The sequence below is a fragment of the Caldithrix abyssi DSM 13497 genome (genome assembly GCF_001886815.1).
GTDB classification, from domain to species: Bacteria; Calditrichota; Calditrichia; order Calditrichales; family Calditrichaceae; genus Caldithrix; species Caldithrix abyssi.
The window spans coordinates 2,203,333-2,220,094 of sequence record NZ_CP018099.1 but is presented as its reverse complement, the minus strand read 5'-3'; the positions used below and the strand labels follow the sequence as shown (position 1 = coordinate 2,220,094).

14 protein-coding genes and 1 tRNA gene are annotated in these 16,762 nt (G+C 45.9%); 5 read left to right on the top strand and 10 right to left on the bottom strand.

Features of this window, described 5'->3' with window-relative positions; genetic code table 11:
* Positions 1-96: 96 nt before the first annotated feature.
* The 10 genes from hypA to Cabys_RS08620 all read right to left on the bottom strand — a co-directional run bounded on the left by hypA (position 97) and on the right by Cabys_RS08620 (position 9,172).
* A complete protein-coding gene (hypA, locus tag Cabys_RS08670; protein WP_081475097.1) occupies positions 97-438 on the bottom strand; it encodes a hydrogenase maturation nickel metallochaperone HypA in 342 nt (113 codons plus the stop codon).
* A 365-nt stretch (positions 439-803) separates the two neighbouring features.
* Positions 804-1,751, bottom strand: coding sequence for an NAD(P)/FAD-dependent oxidoreductase (locus tag Cabys_RS08665; RefSeq protein WP_006929958.1), 948 nt, complete (start codon positions 1,749-1,751; stop codon positions 804-806).
* A 132-nt stretch (positions 1,752-1,883) separates the two neighbouring features.
* On the bottom strand, positions 1,884-3,422 hold the full coding sequence (locus Cabys_RS08660) for a YifB family Mg chelatase-like AAA ATPase (RefSeq protein WP_006929957.1): 1,539 nt from the start codon (positions 3,420-3,422) through the stop codon (positions 1,884-1,886).
* 18 nt (positions 3,423-3,440) lie between these two features.
* Positions 3,441-4,349 carry a TIGR01777 family oxidoreductase gene (locus tag Cabys_RS08655; protein WP_006929956.1) on the bottom strand — a complete coding sequence of 303 codons (909 nt, stop codon included), beginning with the start codon at positions 4,347-4,349 and terminating at the stop codon, positions 3,441-3,443.
* A gap of 743 nt (positions 4,350-5,092) precedes the next feature.
* The gene (locus Cabys_RS08645; protein WP_006929954.1) at positions 5,093-5,674 is read right to left on the bottom strand and encodes a DNA-3-methyladenine glycosylase I; all 582 of its coding nucleotides are present in this window, start codon (positions 5,672-5,674) and stop codon (positions 5,093-5,095) included.
* A 6-nt stretch (positions 5,675-5,680) separates the two neighbouring features.
* Positions 5,681-6,325, bottom strand: a complete 645-nt coding sequence (locus Cabys_RS08640) for a cyclase family protein (RefSeq protein ID WP_006929953.1) — start codon at positions 6,323-6,325, stop codon at positions 5,681-5,683.
* Positions 6,326-6,467: 142 nt separating this feature from the next.
* A complete protein-coding gene (locus Cabys_RS08635; protein WP_006929952.1) occupies positions 6,468-7,037 on the bottom strand; it encodes a phosphatase PAP2 family protein in 570 nt (189 codons plus the stop codon).
* A gap of 55 nt (positions 7,038-7,092) precedes the next feature.
* Positions 7,093-7,177: transfer RNA gene (locus Cabys_RS08630), tRNA-Leu, on the bottom strand.
* Positions 7,178-7,190: 13 nt separating this feature from the next.
* Positions 7,191-7,553: a preprotein translocase subunit SecG gene (secG, locus tag Cabys_RS08625; protein WP_006929951.1), complete on the bottom strand. Its 363-nt coding sequence runs from the start codon at positions 7,551-7,553 to the stop codon at positions 7,191-7,193.
* An 860-nt stretch (positions 7,554-8,413) separates the two neighbouring features.
* The gene (locus tag Cabys_RS08620) at positions 8,414-9,172 is read right to left on the bottom strand and encodes a TIGR00266 family protein (protein WP_006929950.1); all 759 of its coding nucleotides are present in this window, start codon (positions 9,170-9,172) and stop codon (positions 8,414-8,416) included.
* Between the two features lie 134 nt (positions 9,173-9,306).
* On the opposite strand from Cabys_RS08620, the gene radA reads away from it, so the two are divergent.
* The 5 genes from radA to Cabys_RS08595 all read left to right on the top strand — a co-directional run bounded on the left by radA (position 9,307) and on the right by Cabys_RS08595 (position 16,674).
* Positions 9,307-10,641, top strand: coding sequence for a DNA repair protein RadA (radA, locus tag Cabys_RS08615; protein ID WP_006929949.1), 1,335 nt, complete (start codon positions 9,307-9,309; stop codon positions 10,639-10,641).
* Between the two features lie 529 nt (positions 10,642-11,170).
* A complete protein-coding gene (locus Cabys_RS08610; RefSeq protein ID WP_006929947.1) occupies positions 11,171-11,329 on the top strand; it encodes a Sec-independent protein translocase subunit TatA/TatB in 159 nt (52 codons plus the stop codon).
* Between the two features lie 139 nt (positions 11,330-11,468).
* Entirely contained in the window at positions 11,469-14,087 is a 2,619-nt protein-coding gene (clpB, locus tag Cabys_RS08605; protein WP_006929946.1) for an ATP-dependent chaperone ClpB, read from the top strand.
* A gap of 567 nt (positions 14,088-14,654) precedes the next feature.
* Positions 14,655-14,864 carry a DUF1858 domain-containing protein gene (locus tag Cabys_RS08600; RefSeq protein ID WP_006929944.1) on the top strand — a complete coding sequence of 70 codons (210 nt, stop codon included), beginning with the start codon at positions 14,655-14,657 and terminating at the stop codon, positions 14,862-14,864.
* Positions 14,865-15,012: 148 nt separating this feature from the next.
* Entirely contained in the window at positions 15,013-16,674 is a 1,662-nt protein-coding gene (locus tag Cabys_RS08595) for an IS1634 family transposase (RefSeq protein ID WP_006927061.1), read from the top strand.
* The last annotated feature ends 88 nt before the right edge of the window (positions 16,675-16,762 follow it).

Genomic DNA, 16,762 nt, shown 5'->3' with positions numbered 1-16,762 from the left:
GCGCTTAACGCGCCTTCAAATAAAAGGGTTAAAGCGCCGCTGTGGCCATTCAACCCTTAAGTTTAATATTCCCTTACACGCTCAGGACTCTCCCTGTCAATCCACATTGATGGCCTTCACCTGCAGTTGCTGTCCGCCCGCGGCAAAGACCTGCTCTCCACACTGCGGGCAGAGATTCAAAAATTGATCGGTTTCAAATTTAAAGCCACAAGCGGAGCACTCGGCCTGCGCTTTTAAATAGACGATTTCCAGACGACATCCTTCGGCCATGGTCTCTTTTGTAGCCGCTTCGAAGCAAAATTCAAGCGCCTCGGGTACCACGCCGGATAGCGCGCCGATTTCGACGGTAATGGAGTTGATCTTGTGCGCCCCGTTTTTTTGAGCCGTTTGTACGGCAATATCCACGATATTCATGGCAATGGACATTTCGTGCATCATACATCCTTTAGTTTTGCGTTTCGTGAAAATAACAACAATTAAAGATTGTTTCAAATGTAAATGCGTGAATACTTAAATTACAGAGCGCCTATTCCCTATTAAAAAGCGCGGAAAATTATTTTTTTAATTCTTCCCTCATACGCAAGATGATGAAAAAATCCCCACCTGCTCAATCATCATTCTCCATGTAAAATCCCCCCTATTCATCAATCAACAATCATCAATCCCCAACCATGCCCCACGCCTACCACTCCCCGCGATAATTCGTAATTCATAATTCATAATTCATAATTCATAATTCGTAATTAATAATTCGTAATTCGTAATTAATAATTCGTAATTCGTAATTCGTAATTCATAATAACTCATCTCCACCAGAAGAGAATGTCCCATAAACTAAACTTCGGTATTCTGGCAATGGAATAGGGCTGCCCGGTGAGGATGGCCTCTGCCGCCAGCAATCCGCTTTGTATGGCCGGGCCGATTCCTTCGCCCATGTCAATAGTAGCCAGGCCGGCCGCGTCGCCAATTAAATAGATGTCTTTCATTTGCACCTGATCATCCTGGCGCAAAAAATATTGGTAGCCTTTTACCGCCTGCGGTTCTGAATCGATCAACTGTTTTTGCATTAATTTGTTGACGAAAAATTGCCAGTGCTGTTGAATGGTTTGCTTTTTTTTCTGCAAAATGGCAAATTTGCCGCCAATGCCGATATTCAAATGACCGTTGCCTTTGGGCACGTACCAGGAATAGCCGGCGAGGTCATTATCAAAAAACCACAGGTAACAATGGCTATCTCGCCAGGCAAAGGGAAACTCCAGTTCCATGGTGGCGATGCGTTTTTCCGGCTGGCGTGGTTTGTGTCTGGCAAAAAAGGTACGGTAAACCGGACAATTTGTGCCGCCGGCGCCCACCAGTATTTTGCAGCGAAATTGATCGTCGATGATGAAATGATCTTCATGCCGACGAATATTTTGAACCTGGTGCCGGATAAAACGCGCCCCGGAACGTTGCAGCAGCCAGTGGTCAAATTCATAGCGACGAATGGAATATTGGCGCGTGGGAACGGTCAGTCGCTTTTTGCCAAAAATGTAGTGAAGCTTTTTAAACAGAATGATGCTGTGCGGATATTCCTGCGGTTTTACGCCCAGCATCTTCCAAACGCGCGGCGTGACCCAACCTGCGCAAAGCTTGGTGCGCGGAAAGGTCTTTTTGTCCAGAATCAGCGCGTCGCGCCCGGCACGGTGCAATTCAGCGGCGCAGCTGGCGCCGGCCGGTCCCCCACCGACAATAATGATTTCTGCTTCTGTCATATTTCACCACAATAGTTTTTAAATTCAAAATTCGAAATTACAAACACATTCTAATTTCTAAATGCTCAAATTTTCTAAACTACATTCTTTAGAGGAAAACACCGTGTTCAAACTAATCAATCGTGCTACCAATCACGGCATTTCCCGATCCAGGCTGCGGTACTGAATAGCCTCGCTTAAATGATGCGCTAAAATCTGTTCGCTTTCTTCCAGATCGGCGATGGTTCTGGCCACTTTCAGGACACGATCGTAAGCGCGTGCAGACAGGCCCACGTTTTTAATGGCGTTGCTCATCAGCTCCTTGCCCTGCTCGTCAATTTTACAATATTTACGAATCTGGTTGCTCTCCATGTGCGCGTTACAGTAAATGTTTTTTTCGTTTACAAATCGTTTGAGCTGTACTTCTCTTGCCCGTTGAACGCGCTCTCTAACCACGGCCGACGGCTCGCCAGAACGTTCAGAGGTTAGCTGCTTAAAGTTGACGGCGGGCACCTCCACATGCAAATCGATGCGATCCAGCAGAGGGCCGGAGATTCTCGAGCGGTACTTCTGAATTTGCGGGAGGGTGCAGGTGCAGGAGTGGGTAGGATCGCCATAATAGCCGCAGGGGCAGGGATTCATGGCCGCCACCAGCATGAATTTGGCCGGATAGGTTAAAGAAAAGGCTGCGCGCGCAATGGACACTTTGCCGTCTTCCATGGGTTGACGCAGCACTTCCAGCACATTTTTTTTGAATTCGGGCAATTCATCCAGGAAAAGAACGCCATGGTGCGCCAGACTGACTTCGCCGGGACGCGGAAAACGTCCGCCCCCCACCAGCGCCACATCCGAAATGGTGTGATGCGGCGAACGAAAGGGACGCACGCCAATCAAACCGTGATCGGGCGGCAACAGGCCAGCTACAGAATGAATTTTGGTGGTTTCGATGGCTTCTTCCAGGGACATGAGCGGCAAAATGGTGGGAAATCGTCTGGCCAGCATGGTCTTGCCCGATCCCGGCGGCCCGATCATGATGATGTTGTGTCCACCGGCCGCGGCGACCTCCATAGCCCTCTTAACATGCTCCTGCCCTTTTACGTCCCGTAAATCCAGCGGTGATTGACTCTCTTCGGAGAAAATACGCTGCACATCCACCACCAGCGGATCAAAATCGGCATTGCCATTCAAAAAGTTGACCACATCCAGCAAATGGCCCATGGGATAGACCTTTACCGAACCGCTGCCCATGGCCGCCTCGCGGGCGTTTTCTTGCGGAACGATTAAACCTTTGAAATGGCCTTCACGCGCTTTAATGGCAATGGACAGACTACCGTGAATGGGACGGATGCTGCCATCCAGAGCCAGCTCTCCCAGAATCAGATAATCTTCCACTGCCTGCGCATCGATCTTGCCCTGAGCCGTCAAAATACCGATGGCAATGGGCAAATCGTACGAAGAGCCTTCCTTTTTGATGTCGGCCGGAGCCAGATTAATGGTGATGCGTTGTTGCGCTACAAAATAGATGCCAGAATTTTTAATGGCTGCCGCCACGCGCTCCCGACTTTCCTTAACCGCGTTGTCTGGCAGACCTACAATGCCAAAATAGGGCATACCTTTTTCCAGATGAGTTTCCACTTCTACCAGATATGCATCGATGCCCATTAAGGCGGCCGAGTACACTTTAGAAATCATCTTTTAAACCTTTAGCGATTATTTCAGAATATCTTCCAGAGCTTTCTTTAATTCAGGGAATTGAAAGCGGAATCCGGCGGCAAGTAATTTTTTAGGTTCCACAAACTGCCCGCTTAGCAAGGCAGAGCGCGCCATTTCGCCCAGTAAAAGTTTTAAAAGAGGAGCGGGCGCGGGCAGCCACGCCGGACGATGTAAAACCTTTCCCAGGGCGCGACTGAATTCCTTTTGCGTTACCGTTTGCGGCGCCACAAAATTAAAAACACCATATAGCTCGTCATGTTCAATCATAAGCAGCATGGCCCGCGCTACATCTGCAATGTGGATCCACGGAAAACCCTGTTTTCCGCTGCCCAACGGCCCGCCGGCAAAAAGTTTATACGGTAAAATCATTTTGCGCAGCGCGCCCTCCCTGCCCAGCACCACGCCCAGACGAGCAAGTACTCTGCGCACGCCCACGGCTTCCAGCGTTTTACTGGCGTTTTCCCACTCAACTACCAGACGCGCCAAAAAATCGCTGCCCGCAGGAGACGTTTCATCCACCTTGTGATGTACATTGCCGTAATAACCAACCGCCGAAGCCTGAATGAGTATATGATCTCTTCCTGGCGCCTGTTGAAAAGCCTGTACGATGGTTTCAACGGAGTTAAGGCGACTATCGCGCAGTTTTTGTTTGTACGACCTGGTCCACAAAGCGCCGGCAATATTCTCGCCAATTAAATTAATGACCGCCGCCGGTCCATCCAGCTCGTCCAGCCAGGAAGCGGCGTCCATATTCTTCCAGGGTAAACAGGTTACATGAGGAGGAAAGATGTTTTTTGCTTTTTGCGGATTGCGACTTAATGCGACCACCGGAAATTTTCTCTCGGAAAAGAAAAGAACCAGGTAACGGCCGATAAATCCGGTAGCTCCGGTAATGATAATTTTCATGCGTGCCTCAAGGTTTGAAGGCTGCCTAAAGCGTTAATGATTTTTTAGGCGGTCGTTTAAAACTATTTTACCTGTCCCGTTTTTTTGCTTACCTAAATTTCTGATTTTTTTTAGCGCTGTTTACAGCTTACCGCCTGAGAATCTTTTAAAATGTAGTCAATGTACACTTTAATTTCAAAAAATTCTTATTTTCCTTTGTCACAACGATCGGTGGGCTCGGGTGAAAGGGCCAGCCGGGAAATCCCATTTACGTCAGAAAGGGGAAAACGGATGAGTTTAAGGTGGAATCTGTTATTTGTTATTTTCTATTTGCTATTTTTCTGCGTTCATCCGCGGAATCTGCGTGCAGTAAAAAACCTCGACACCAAGAATAAAATTCGTTTCTCACTGATCGCGCAGATTAACGTACAATTGGTTAAAAACTTAGAAAACTCCCCCCCTTTTTCCCATCTCTCTGGAAAATTGAGTGGGAATCAGGAAATTGAAAATACAGAAGTTAACTATGAGCAGGAGGTCAGTTAAAATACAATTAAAATTCAAGAACTATTTAAAGTTGTTATTGAAATAGTTCTTGCGGATTCGCTGCTTTTGCAACTATGAGTCCACTCTAAAAAGGTATTAATATCGAATTTCATTTAAATGGGCCTATTGTTTTTATTTAAATTACAAAATATATTCGTGTCCATTCATGAAATTCGTGGTTTTTATACTGAACTCAACTATTTTAAAAATTTTCTCGCCATTCAAAAATTTAAAAGCGATAATTCGCCATGCCGAAAGCAATAAACCAGATGATCATTGACCATTCCTGTGGCCTGCATGTGCGCATAAACGATGGTAGAGCCAACAAACTTGAAGCCCATTTGTTTTAATTCCTTGCTGATCAGATCGGAAAGTTCGGTTCGGGCGGGAACTTCGGCTAAACTTTGCCAGTGATTTACGATCGGCCGGCCATCGGTAAAGCGCCAGATAAAATCTGAAAAGCTGCCGAATTTTTCCTGCGTCTCTAAAAAACATCGCGCGTTGTTCACACAGGCCAGAATTTTCGAGCGATTACGAATGATGTCCGCATTTTGCATCAGTTGTTCGATCTTGCGTTCATCATAAGCGGCGATCTTTTGCGCATCAAACCAGTCAAAAGCCCGGCGGAAATTTTCCCGTTTGTGTAAAACCGTCCGCCAGCTCAGGCCGGCCTGAAATCCTTCCAGAATTAAAAACTCAAACAGTTTTTGATCGTCATAAACGGGCACGCCCCACTCTTCATCGTGATAGGCCATGTACAGGAGATCGTTTTGCGGAACCCAGTCGCAACGTTTTTTGTTCATGGCTGATTACTCCCCGTTTAAGATTGCCACCGCTCTGACCGGCATTCCATCGGCGCCCTTTACTTTTAAGGGAAAAACGCCGAACCAGAACTTTGCTGGCGGCAGCGCATGCAGATTGGTGAGATTTTCAACGATTATCTTTTCGGCGGCAAATAACTTGTGGTGCACGCGATACACCTCCGCATCCATGGCATCCACCGAAGGCGCATCCAGCCCAATCCCTTTAAGACGGCTATTACAGATCAAATCCGTTGCCTGAAGACTGAGTACGGGGAAGCGCCCAAAGTATTCCGCAGTGCCCCATTTTTCCGCAAAAGCGGTGTAAAACAATAAAAAGTCCGGCGGATCATCATTGAGCGCATTTTCAATCAAATCCGCTGGAATCGGCTCGTTGACAAAGGGCCGTACGTCAACCACCTGTGCGCTGCCCCAGAATTGCAGTACGGGGAGCTGGTCCACCGTTTTACCGTTTTTTTCCATGTGCGCCGGCGCGTCAAGATGCGTGCCCACATGCGTTGTAATCGTCACCTGTTTTTCAGCGAAGCCATCTTTTTCGACCACATGCAGTTGTTTAATTTTGATTGGCAGAGTTCCCGGAAAAAGCGGCATGCCTTCTACAATCGGATGGGAAAGATCGATTACTGTATTCAAGTGTTTTTCCTCCGTACTGGTGTTTCATGATTTTCGTTCAGATCGATCTGCGCGCCTCGGCAGAAATCGTTTTTTGTTTTTGCAAATCCAGCAATCCTTTTTGCAAGCGGCCGATTAGCCTAATCCAGATTTTATGAATGATTTATTTTAACCAGGGATATTTTTTAGAGGCCAGTAGCCTTTTAAATAGCTCAATCCAGCTCCAGGCAATGGCTACTCCGACCAGGGCGCCCAGCAGAACATCAAACGGATAATGCACGCCAACCGCAATACGCGAATAGGCAACCAGCGCCGCCAGAAACCAGAAGATGAGCTGGTACTTTCGGTAAAAGTAGCTGAAAACCATGGCCAGCGTAAAAAAATTGGCCGCATGAGAAGAGGGCATGGAAAACGACGATTTTTTTCCGAGTAAAAGATGGGCATTTTCGACCACATTGCAGGGACGCACGCGCTGAAAGAAAGGCTTTAAAATGCGGTTAACGCCAAGATCAGCCGTACCAACCGCCACAATGGCAATGAACACCACCCAACGTCCTTTGCTTCCGCCTTTCCAGCTTAATAACACAATGATGGCAAGCCAGACCGGATACCAGGTATGCTTGTCCGTTACAAAGGGCATGATCACATCAAACACGGGATTTGCCAGATGGACGTTAAAGAAAATGAAAAGAGCGGTATCTAACTGATTTAACGCATTGAGTAAATCTACCATATAATTCCCGAAAAGTGCATAAAAAAAGCACCTCACAAGGAGATGCTTTGTAACGTGCTGGAGGCGGGACTTGAACCCGCACGGGCATCTCGCCCACTACCCCCTCAAGATAGCGTGTCTGCCAGTTCCACCACTCCAGCGACTTTTATTTTATTACTCCTGATTTGCCGGTTGTTGGTTTTCCTGCCCATCAATAGGGGCCACCGGAATGTGCGGCGCAGGTATTTGCTTTTGCTCTTCCATTCTCTTCTCAATTAAACTCTTTTGCGTCGATTCTGCATGAGATTTGTAAAGTACGCTAATCACAATCGCCAGGACAAAGTAGATCGTAGCAATCCATGCGGTTGCTTTACTCAAAAAATCCGCCGCTCCACGGCCTCCAAAAACAGACGGCCCTCCGCCCATTCCACCGCCAATGGAACCTGCCAGCCCCTGGCCTTTGCCAGACTGTAGCAAAATAACAACCACCATGACAATACTAACCAATACGAAAAGAATAATCAATAATGTGTACATATCCCTTAATCAGCTCCTTTTTAAATTACAGAAGTCTAATTTAATAACTTTTTTTTCAATTATCAATATTTAAATCGGCCGAAATTTGCGTAAGCGCCCTATTTTTAATTCAAGCTATGGCTCTTCCTGCCGCTGGATGTCATTTTTGTAAACGGCAAGTAAATCTTTTGGAAAATTACCGCCATCCAGAGGCAGAGCGCTCCTCTTACTTTTAATTTCCATAAAAAATAGATTCTACGCCGGAGCTGCCCCATTTAGGATACTACCTCTGGAAGATCAATCCCGCCGGGCGGGATTTGAAAATTTTTGTGCTGTTTTAAAAACTCATCCCCCGTCAATGGATTGGTTGAATAGTTGATTAGTTGAATGGTTGAATAGTTAGCCTGTCATTTCAAACCTGTTTCTGCAAATGTGGTGAATTCCTGCCACCGTTTATGTAGGGGCGAAGGATTTCCAAGAACAATTCAGCGATGGTAAGTATTAATCTTTAGTCATATCAAAAAAGCGCTCTGTATAAAGTAGGGTTGGAAATCCTTCGCCCTTACAAGTACGTTCATTCCTGATCTTTTGTCTGGTAGTAAGGATCGAGCTAGCAAGGGTAATTTAATTTAAAATATTCATTGCGCCCTTTGTGACTTCTCTGCGCTCTCTGTGGTCGCTTAAAATACTTTGTTTAATCATTTTCTGCGATTATTGGCGTAATCTACGAGAAGATTACTCTGTGCGCGTTGCGGTTGATTTTGGTTGCGACTATGCTGCCTTAGATTTGTGTCCACGCCATGAGTATTATTCTTTCCCTCATGGCAGACTTCAAACCTTTTTAAAATTCTTCTAAAACTTCAATCTGCTGCCGCTTCTTGCTAATCGCCGCTGATCAAACCGCCCAGAATGCCGGAGCCGCCGATACCTTTTTGCTCGCCCTTTTGCTGGAAACGCGCCGCGGCAGAGATGCGGTCGGCCAGACGAGAAAAAGGCAGACTTTGCAAATAGACCGTGCCCGGCCCGCGCAGCACGGCCAGGAACAATCCTTCGCCGCCGAACAGGGCGTTTTTAAATCCGCCAATAAATTGGATGTCGTAATCCACGGTGGGGGCCAAGGCAACCAGGCAGCCGGTGTCCACGCGCAGGCGTTCGCCCGCAGCCAGATTTTTTTCAATCACCGTACCGCCGGCGTGGATGAAGGCCATGCCATCGCCGCGCAGTTCCTGTAAAATAAAGCCTTCGCCGCCAAACAGGCCGGCGCCCAGACGTTTGGTAAAAGCCACTTCGATTTCAATGCCGGCCGCCGCGCACAAAAAAGCGTCTTTCTGGCATAAAATTCTTCCGCCAAATTGAGTTAAATCTACCGGAATAATTTTACCGGGATACGGCGCTGCAAAACTTACGAGTCCTTTGCCCTGTCCACGGTAGAGAAAAGTGGTAATAAAAAAGCTTTCGCCGGTAATCATGCGTTTAAAGCCTTTAAAAATTCCGCCTCCAGTGCCGGTCTGCATTTCAATGCCATCTTCCATGTACAACATGGCGCCCGCTTCAGCCCGCACCCCTTCTCCCGGGTCTAACTCAATCTCAACAATTTGCATCTCGTCGCCCAAAATGCGATAGTCAATCACGTCGGCCATCGTTATATCCTTTCTTTATTTATTTTGACATAATCTAAAATTTCTGTCGATTAGATCAAAATCATTTGTAAAATTTTGTCTTTTTTGCTTAAAGCGTTTAAATTGAAACATCAAAATACGAAAATGGGATGGAGATGGCCAGAAAAAACAAGCCCTATTATGTATGCAGCGCCTGCGGTTACCGCTCGGAAGGATGGCTGGGGCGCTGTCCGCAATGCGATAGCTGGAACACCATGGAAGAATTTTTTCCGGCCGCGCAAAACAAGACACGCGGCCCGGCGGCTGAACTTTTACCCTTGATGACCGCCGAGGTGGCCCCCGAACATCGCCTTTCCACGGGCATCAGCGAACTTGACCATGTGCTGGGCGGAGGAAATGTTTTAGGATCGGTAACGCTGGTCGGGGGCGATCCGGGCATTGGAAAATCGACCTTGTTGCTGCAAATGTTGGATTCTTACAAAAGCCAGAAGAAGAAATTATTCATCTCCGGCGAAGAATCACTCCACCAGATTCAAAATCGCGCGCAACGTTTGAAAATTAGCGGACAAAATGTGTACTACTCTAATGTCACCAACCTGGAGCAAATAGAACAGGCCTTACGTCATGAATTGCCTGGCGTGGCGGTCATCGATTCCATTCAAACCATTCTTAGCGAAAAGATTGACGGACTGCCCGGCAACATCAGTCAGTTGCGCTACACCACGGCCCATCTGGTGCGTCTGGCCAAGGAGTTGAACATCTCTTTGTTTATCATCGGTCATGTGACCAAAGAAGGTAGCCTGGCCGGGCCAAAAGTTCTTGAGCATTTAGTGGACACCGTGCTCTACTTTGAAGGCGACAACAAGGCCGATTTTCGCATTTTACGCAGCGTAAAAAATCGTTACGGACCGGTGAACGAGATCGCCCTGTTCCGTATGGAAAGCTATGGGCTGATGGCGGTGGATAATCCTTCCGAACTGTTTTTGAATCTGGACGTTGAAGATCGCATGGGTACGGCGGTGGTGGCGATTATGGAGGGCAACCGTCCGGTTTTGATTGAAGTGCAGGCGCTGGTTAGCAAAACGCAATTTGGCGTGCCGCAGCGTACGGCCATGGGCATTGACCACAGAAGGATGAATTTGCTTTTGGCCGTTCTGGAGAAAAAGTGCGGTAAGCCGTTTAGCTTTTACGATGTGTTCATCAAAACAGCGGGCGGCATTCGCGTAACCGATCCGGCGGCCGATTTAGGTATTTGCATGGCGCTGGTCTCTTCCATGGACGAAAACCCTCTGCCTCGCGAAGCGGTTTACATTGGCGAGGTGGGGCTAAACGCTGAATTGCGCCCGGTGAATCAAATTGTGGAACGCATCAGAGAAGCGGACAAACTGGGTTTCAGACGCGTGGTTGCGCCCGATTCTAAACAGAAAATTCATTTAAATGTGCAGTGCAAAGTTGAAAGGCGGCGGAAACTGCAGGATTTAATAGAATAAATGTGTATCAAATATTTATTGGAGGGCTAAAATTTTACTGGACGCTACGAATAAATTTGTTGCATACATGGCGAATGCTTTGCGTACCGCGCGGTTATTTTAAGCCGCCAAGATCGCTACGACGGCGCTAAGTGCGCCACGAGTATGTTCGTTGCGATCGATGTGGTTAATATAAAATTAACAATGTTAACATCTTCAAGGAGCGTCTAATATGACAGAAAATGAAATCTCCGGATTTATATTAGATGCAGCTTTTAAAGTACATAGAGCCTTAGGTCAAAACTGCCCAATTGTCGATTGGAAATCTTGATTAATTTTAACGTTACATTACTAAAAAATGGTATTAAAAGAGTTGTAAACAATCTTCAGGAAGGTTAATGTTAAAAAACTGTTCCGCTTACAGAGAGCAAACGTTTTGCGTCGATCCCTTGACGAACTATGAAATGAGGTACAACTTCATCCTTGTTTTTACTACGCCGCTGCAAAATAGAAAATTTTAAAATTTGTTATTGAAACGAAAGGAAACACCATGAACTTTGGTTTTACCGAAATTCTGATCATTGCCTTCATCGTTCTCCTGCTTTTCGGAGGCAAAAAAATTCCACAACTGGCGCGCAGCCTGGGCAGCAGCCTGCAGTCTTTCAAAAAAGGAATCGAAGACGCTGAAGAAAAGGAAGACAAGAACTGACATATCGTTCGACTGTTTGCCATATTGACAAGACGCCAAAAAATGTGTTTCCACACATCAAGTATATTTACCTGATATTTTTCTGGCACTCCTTTTGCATTACTCCGGGCAAAAATAAAAAAATCTGAAGGAGGTAACGATGAATCTTGAAAAATTTACCATAAAAGCTCAGGAGGCTCTGGCTGAGGCCCAACGTCTGGTTACAGAATACGGGCAACAACAGATCGAACCCGAGCACATCTTAAAAGCTTTGCTTTCTGATAGCGAAGGAGTGGCCCAGGCCATTGTGAAAAAATATGGCGTTCCCCTGCCTCAACTGGATCAAAAGCTGGAACAGGCCATCGATAAATTTCCGCGCGTTTCGGGCGGCGGGCAGGTTTATCTGAGCCGCCGGGCAAACGAAATTTTAAACAACGCCTTTAACGAAGCCCGAGCGCTTAAAGACGAATTTGTGAGCACCGAACATCTGCTATTAGCCATCAGCGAAGAAAAAGACGGCGAGGCCGGACGGATTTTAGCTTCGTTCGGTTTAACGCGCGAGATGATTTTACGGGCGTTGATGGAAATTCGCGGCAACCAGCGCGTAACCGATCAGAATCCCGAAGCCAAATACCAGGCGCTGGAACGATACGCGCGCGACTTAACCGAGCTGGCGCGTAAAGGCAAGCTCGATCCGGTAATCGGTCGCGACGAAGAAATTCGCCGTGTTCTGCAGGTGCTTTCGCGCCGCACCAAAAACAACCCGGTCCTTATTGGCGATCCGGGCGTTGGAAAAACGGCCATCGTCGAAGGTATTGCACACCGCATTGTAAATGGAGACGTTCCCGAAAACCTGAAAGACAAACGTCTGGTCGCCTTAGATATTGGGTCGTTGATTGCAGGCGCCAAATTTCGCGGCGAATTTGAAGAGCGTTTAAAAGCGGTCATTAAAGAAATCACCGAGGCAGAAGGTAAGATCATTCTGTTCATCGACGAGTTACACACCATTGTGGGCGCAGGAGCAGCCGAAGGCGCTGTTGACGCCTCGAACATGATCAAACCGGCACTGGCGCGCGGCGAATTACACACCATTGGCGCTACAACGCTGGACGAATATCGCAAATACATTGAAAAAGACGCGGCCCTGGAACGTCGTTTTCAGCCCGTGCTGATTGACGAGCCATCGGTGGAAGACACCATTTCTATTTTACGCGGCCTAAAAGAAAAATACGAAGTGCACCATGGCGTAAGGATTAAGGATTCCGCCCTGGTGGCCGCAGCCGTGCTTTCCAAGCGCTACATCAACGATCGCTTTTTACCGGACAAAGCCATCGACCTGATCGATGAGGCGGCTTCCAAGTTGCGCATCGAAATCGATTCCATGCCGGAAGAACTGGATGACGTGGAACGTCGCTTAAAACAATTAGAAATCGAGATGATGGCTTTGAAAAAAGAAAACGATGAGGCGTCTAAAAAACGTCTGGAATTGATCAAGGAAGAAAAAGCCAATCTGGAAGAAAAAGCCAAACAACTGCGGGCGCAGTGGAAGGCAGAAAAAGAGACCATTCAACAAATCCGCGAACTAAAATCCAAAATTGAAGAGTACAAAACTCAAATGGAAATTGCCGAACGCGAGGGCCAATTAGATCGCGTGGCAGAAATTCGCTACAGCCTGATTCCACAGGCCGAAAAAGAGATCGAACAACTCAACGCCAAACTGGCCGAAATACAGAAAGAACGGCCAATGCTGAAAGAGGAAGTGGAAGAAGAAGACATCGCCGAAATCGTTTCGCGCTGGACGGGCATTCCGGTACAACGCATGCTGGAAAGCGAAAAAGAGAAATTGCTAAAAATGGAAGATCGGCTGCGTAAACGAGTGGTTGGTCAGGAAGAAGCCATTCGCGCTGTTGCAGACGCTGTTCGCCGGTCTCGCGCCGGACTGGCCGATCAGAACAGGCCGATTGGTTCGTTCATCTTTCTCGGCTCGACCGGCGTGGGTAAAACCGAGCTGGCCAAAGCCCTGGCCGAGTTTCTGTTCGACGACGAAAATGCCATGATTCGCATCGACATGTCGGAGTACATGGAACGCCATTCGGTTTCGCGCCTGATCGGTTCGCCTCCGGGCTACGTGGGCTACGAAGAAGGCGGACAGCTAACCGAACAGGTACGCCGCAAACCGTATTCCGTGGTGCTGCTTGATGAAATCGAAAAGGCGCATCCGGAAGTCTTTAACATCCTGTTGCAGGTGCTGGAAGATGGTCGACTGACGGACAACAAGGGACGCACGGTAGATTTCAAAAATACGATCATCATCATGACTTCTAACCTGGGCGCCGGATACATCCGTGAAAAATCGGAAAACATCACCCAGGAAAAGCTGGAAGAAACTTACGAAGAGATTCGCAAGAACGTGATTGAATTTTTGAAACAGAGTTTGCGTCCGGAATTCCTGAATCGAATTGACGACATCATCGTGTTCAGACCGTTGAATAAAGAGGATATGAAGCAAATTGTCCGTCTGCAGTTCGAGCGCATTAAAAAGATGCTTGAACAGCAGGATCTGTCGGCTGAGCTGGACGAATCGGCCGTCGAATATCTGGTGAACAAAGGCTACGATCCGGCCTTTGGCGCACGGCCGCTCAAACGCTTAATGCAGAAAGAGCTGGTCAACGAACTGGCCAAAGAAGTCATTGCAGGAAACCTGGCGCCCGGCGACACGGTGGTCATTTCGGCCAACGAGCACGGTTTGCAATTTAGCAAAAAACGCGTCGCTGCCTAAAACTCAGCGGCATGATCTAAAAGGGGATGTCAACGCGGCATCCCCTTTTTTGTTTAAAAAATCGCCTCCTTTGCGTGCTTTGCAATGGAAATTTACCGCGCCATATGACGGGATTCCAGAATTTTTATGCCGCGAAAAAGGTTGAATGGCAACTGTCCAAGTTCAGCGTTCCCCTCACCCGGACTTTTATTTTGGGAGGGTGAGTGCAGGGCGTGGGGCAATTGAAACTATTTTTAATTTAAAACATTCTTTGCGCCCTTTAAGAATTCTCCGCGCTCTTAGGGGTTGCTAAAATCCCTTTTGAAATGTTTTTGAGTGCGGCTGTGCTGCCTTGGAAAAATTAATATTTCAAAGGTTTCATTTAATTGTTTTAATTTCGTGGCACGATTGTAAAACTTCATTGTGCACTCTCTATTTATTTTATTGTAATGAGTGTTACAGTAATGCTCATTACAATTCAACAAAATACATTTGTTTTACTAAATTTACTTAATCTCTGCCCCTCAGAGGCTGTTTTGTGCATCTAATAAGGCAAATTGTAAAAAGCTTAAAAAGGAGTGTGACATCATGGCTAAAATTGAAGCGGACATGACCATCGAAGAAATCGTTGAAGAGTATCCGGAATTGATCAAGCCCATGCAGGAAATGGGCATCCAGTGCATGGTTTGCGGCGAACCGGTTTGGGGAACTTTAAAAGATCGCATCGTTGAAAAAGGCATGCAGAACAAAATGACTGAAATTATTACTCAATTAAATTCGTTATTAGACAAAAAATAAATCCCCAGTTTGACAGTTAACGCCAAATTTTTCAAAGCCAAATCAAAAAAAACATATAATTAAGTTTCTCTGTTTCAATTTCTTTGTAGTCTATGCAGGCGTGCTTTTTTTATTTGCTATCAAATCGTTTTATTATTATATTCATTCTATGTTTGTTAAGGTAAGTCGATCCAAAAGAAATAACAAAGTCCATGAGACTTTACAAATCGCTGAGTCCTACAGAGACTCAAATGGAAAAGTACGCCATCGAATCTTGCTGCATTTAGGCCCTACCGACAAATTCATCAAAAAAGACGTAGACACGCTTATCAACGGACTTTTAAGGGCTAAGGGGTTAACTTTACAGGACTTAGATAGCAATATTGATAATGTCAAGGCCTTCGGTCAAATCTGGGCGCTTGTCCATTTATGGAAAGAGCTTAAAATGAGCCAGATTATTGCCAGGCAAAAGGAAAAAAGCGGAATAAAGTTTGATCTTGAAGCTCATTTAAAAAGTCTGATATTTAACCGCCTGGATGATCCTTCTTCCAAACTAAAACTACTCACCTGGTTAGAAACCGTTTATATTCCGGGTATCAACAAAGACGACATTCGTTATGAGTATCTTTTAAGAGCGATGGATTTTCTAATAGCTCATAAAGAAAAGATTGAAACCCAACTTGCTAATCGTTTACTAGATCTGTTTAATCAGGATCTAAAGGTTTGTTTTTATGATTTAACATCAAGCTACTTTGAAGCCGAAAACTCATTGGTAGAAGGCGATATTCGTCAGTTTGGTTATAGTCGTGACCACCGCGGGGATAGAGAACAGATCGTAATTGGCGTAGTGATGACCGGAGATGGTATTCCTATAGCCCATTACGTCTTCCCTGGCAATAAGGCTGATCGCTCTACCTTGCAAGAGATGCTCAATGATATTCGCAGGCGATTTAAGGTAAAAGATATCCAGCTGGTGGCAGACAAAGGTTTATTAAGCAATGACAATCTCTGGCATTTAATCCAACAAGGTTATGAGTTTATTCTTGGAGAGAGTGTTCGTCAGAGCAAGGATGCCAAATCGGTTATAAAAGAAGCCAATGCGCATAAAGAGGCGACTGGTGAGACGATCTATGAGCGCCTAACGGAGCGTGAAATCAAGTCAAAAGATGGTAAAAAGGAAAAGATAAAACTTCGTTATGTGGCCAGTTACAATGCCGCTACGGCATTAAAGCGCTATAAAAATCGCATCAATCGTATTAATGAATTTTTAGAGCTGTCAGAAGAGATTAAGAAAAAGGGAATAAACACAGAAGATAAATATCATCAAATAAAGAGTGTATTATCAAGAAAACGTTTAAGTCGTTTCTTTAATGTTGAATTAACAGAAGATACGATAGAGATTCATAAGCAAGATGAGGTATTATCAGAAGAAGAAAAGAGCGACGGTTGGTTTATAGTGATAAGCAATGCTCATGACCTGAGTAAATCAGAACTCATAGCGCGCTATAAAGATTTAAAATATGTGGAGCATGGTTTTTACGAATTAAAGCATAGTTTGAATTTACGTCCCAATTTTCATTGGACAGAGAAGCGTATCAGGGCTCATGTGATGGTATGTTTTCTTGCATTCCAGATGGCGGTATTGTTTGAGAAGCGTTTGAGTGGCATAAAATTAAGTTGGCAGCGTGCTATGGAGAGCCTGCGTCGAGTCGTGGTTGTAGAATGGGAAAATGAAGGGAGACGTCGTAAAGGATTATCCAGAGTGCATGGCGAACAATTGGAAATATTTCAGGAGATAGGCAGCAGCAAGCCAACGCTTTTATCTTTGTAGTGACAACTTAACGAAAATGAAATTAAACTAACTTAATAATAATAAAGGAATTATGTTCCATACAACTGTCAAACTCAAGATAAATAGA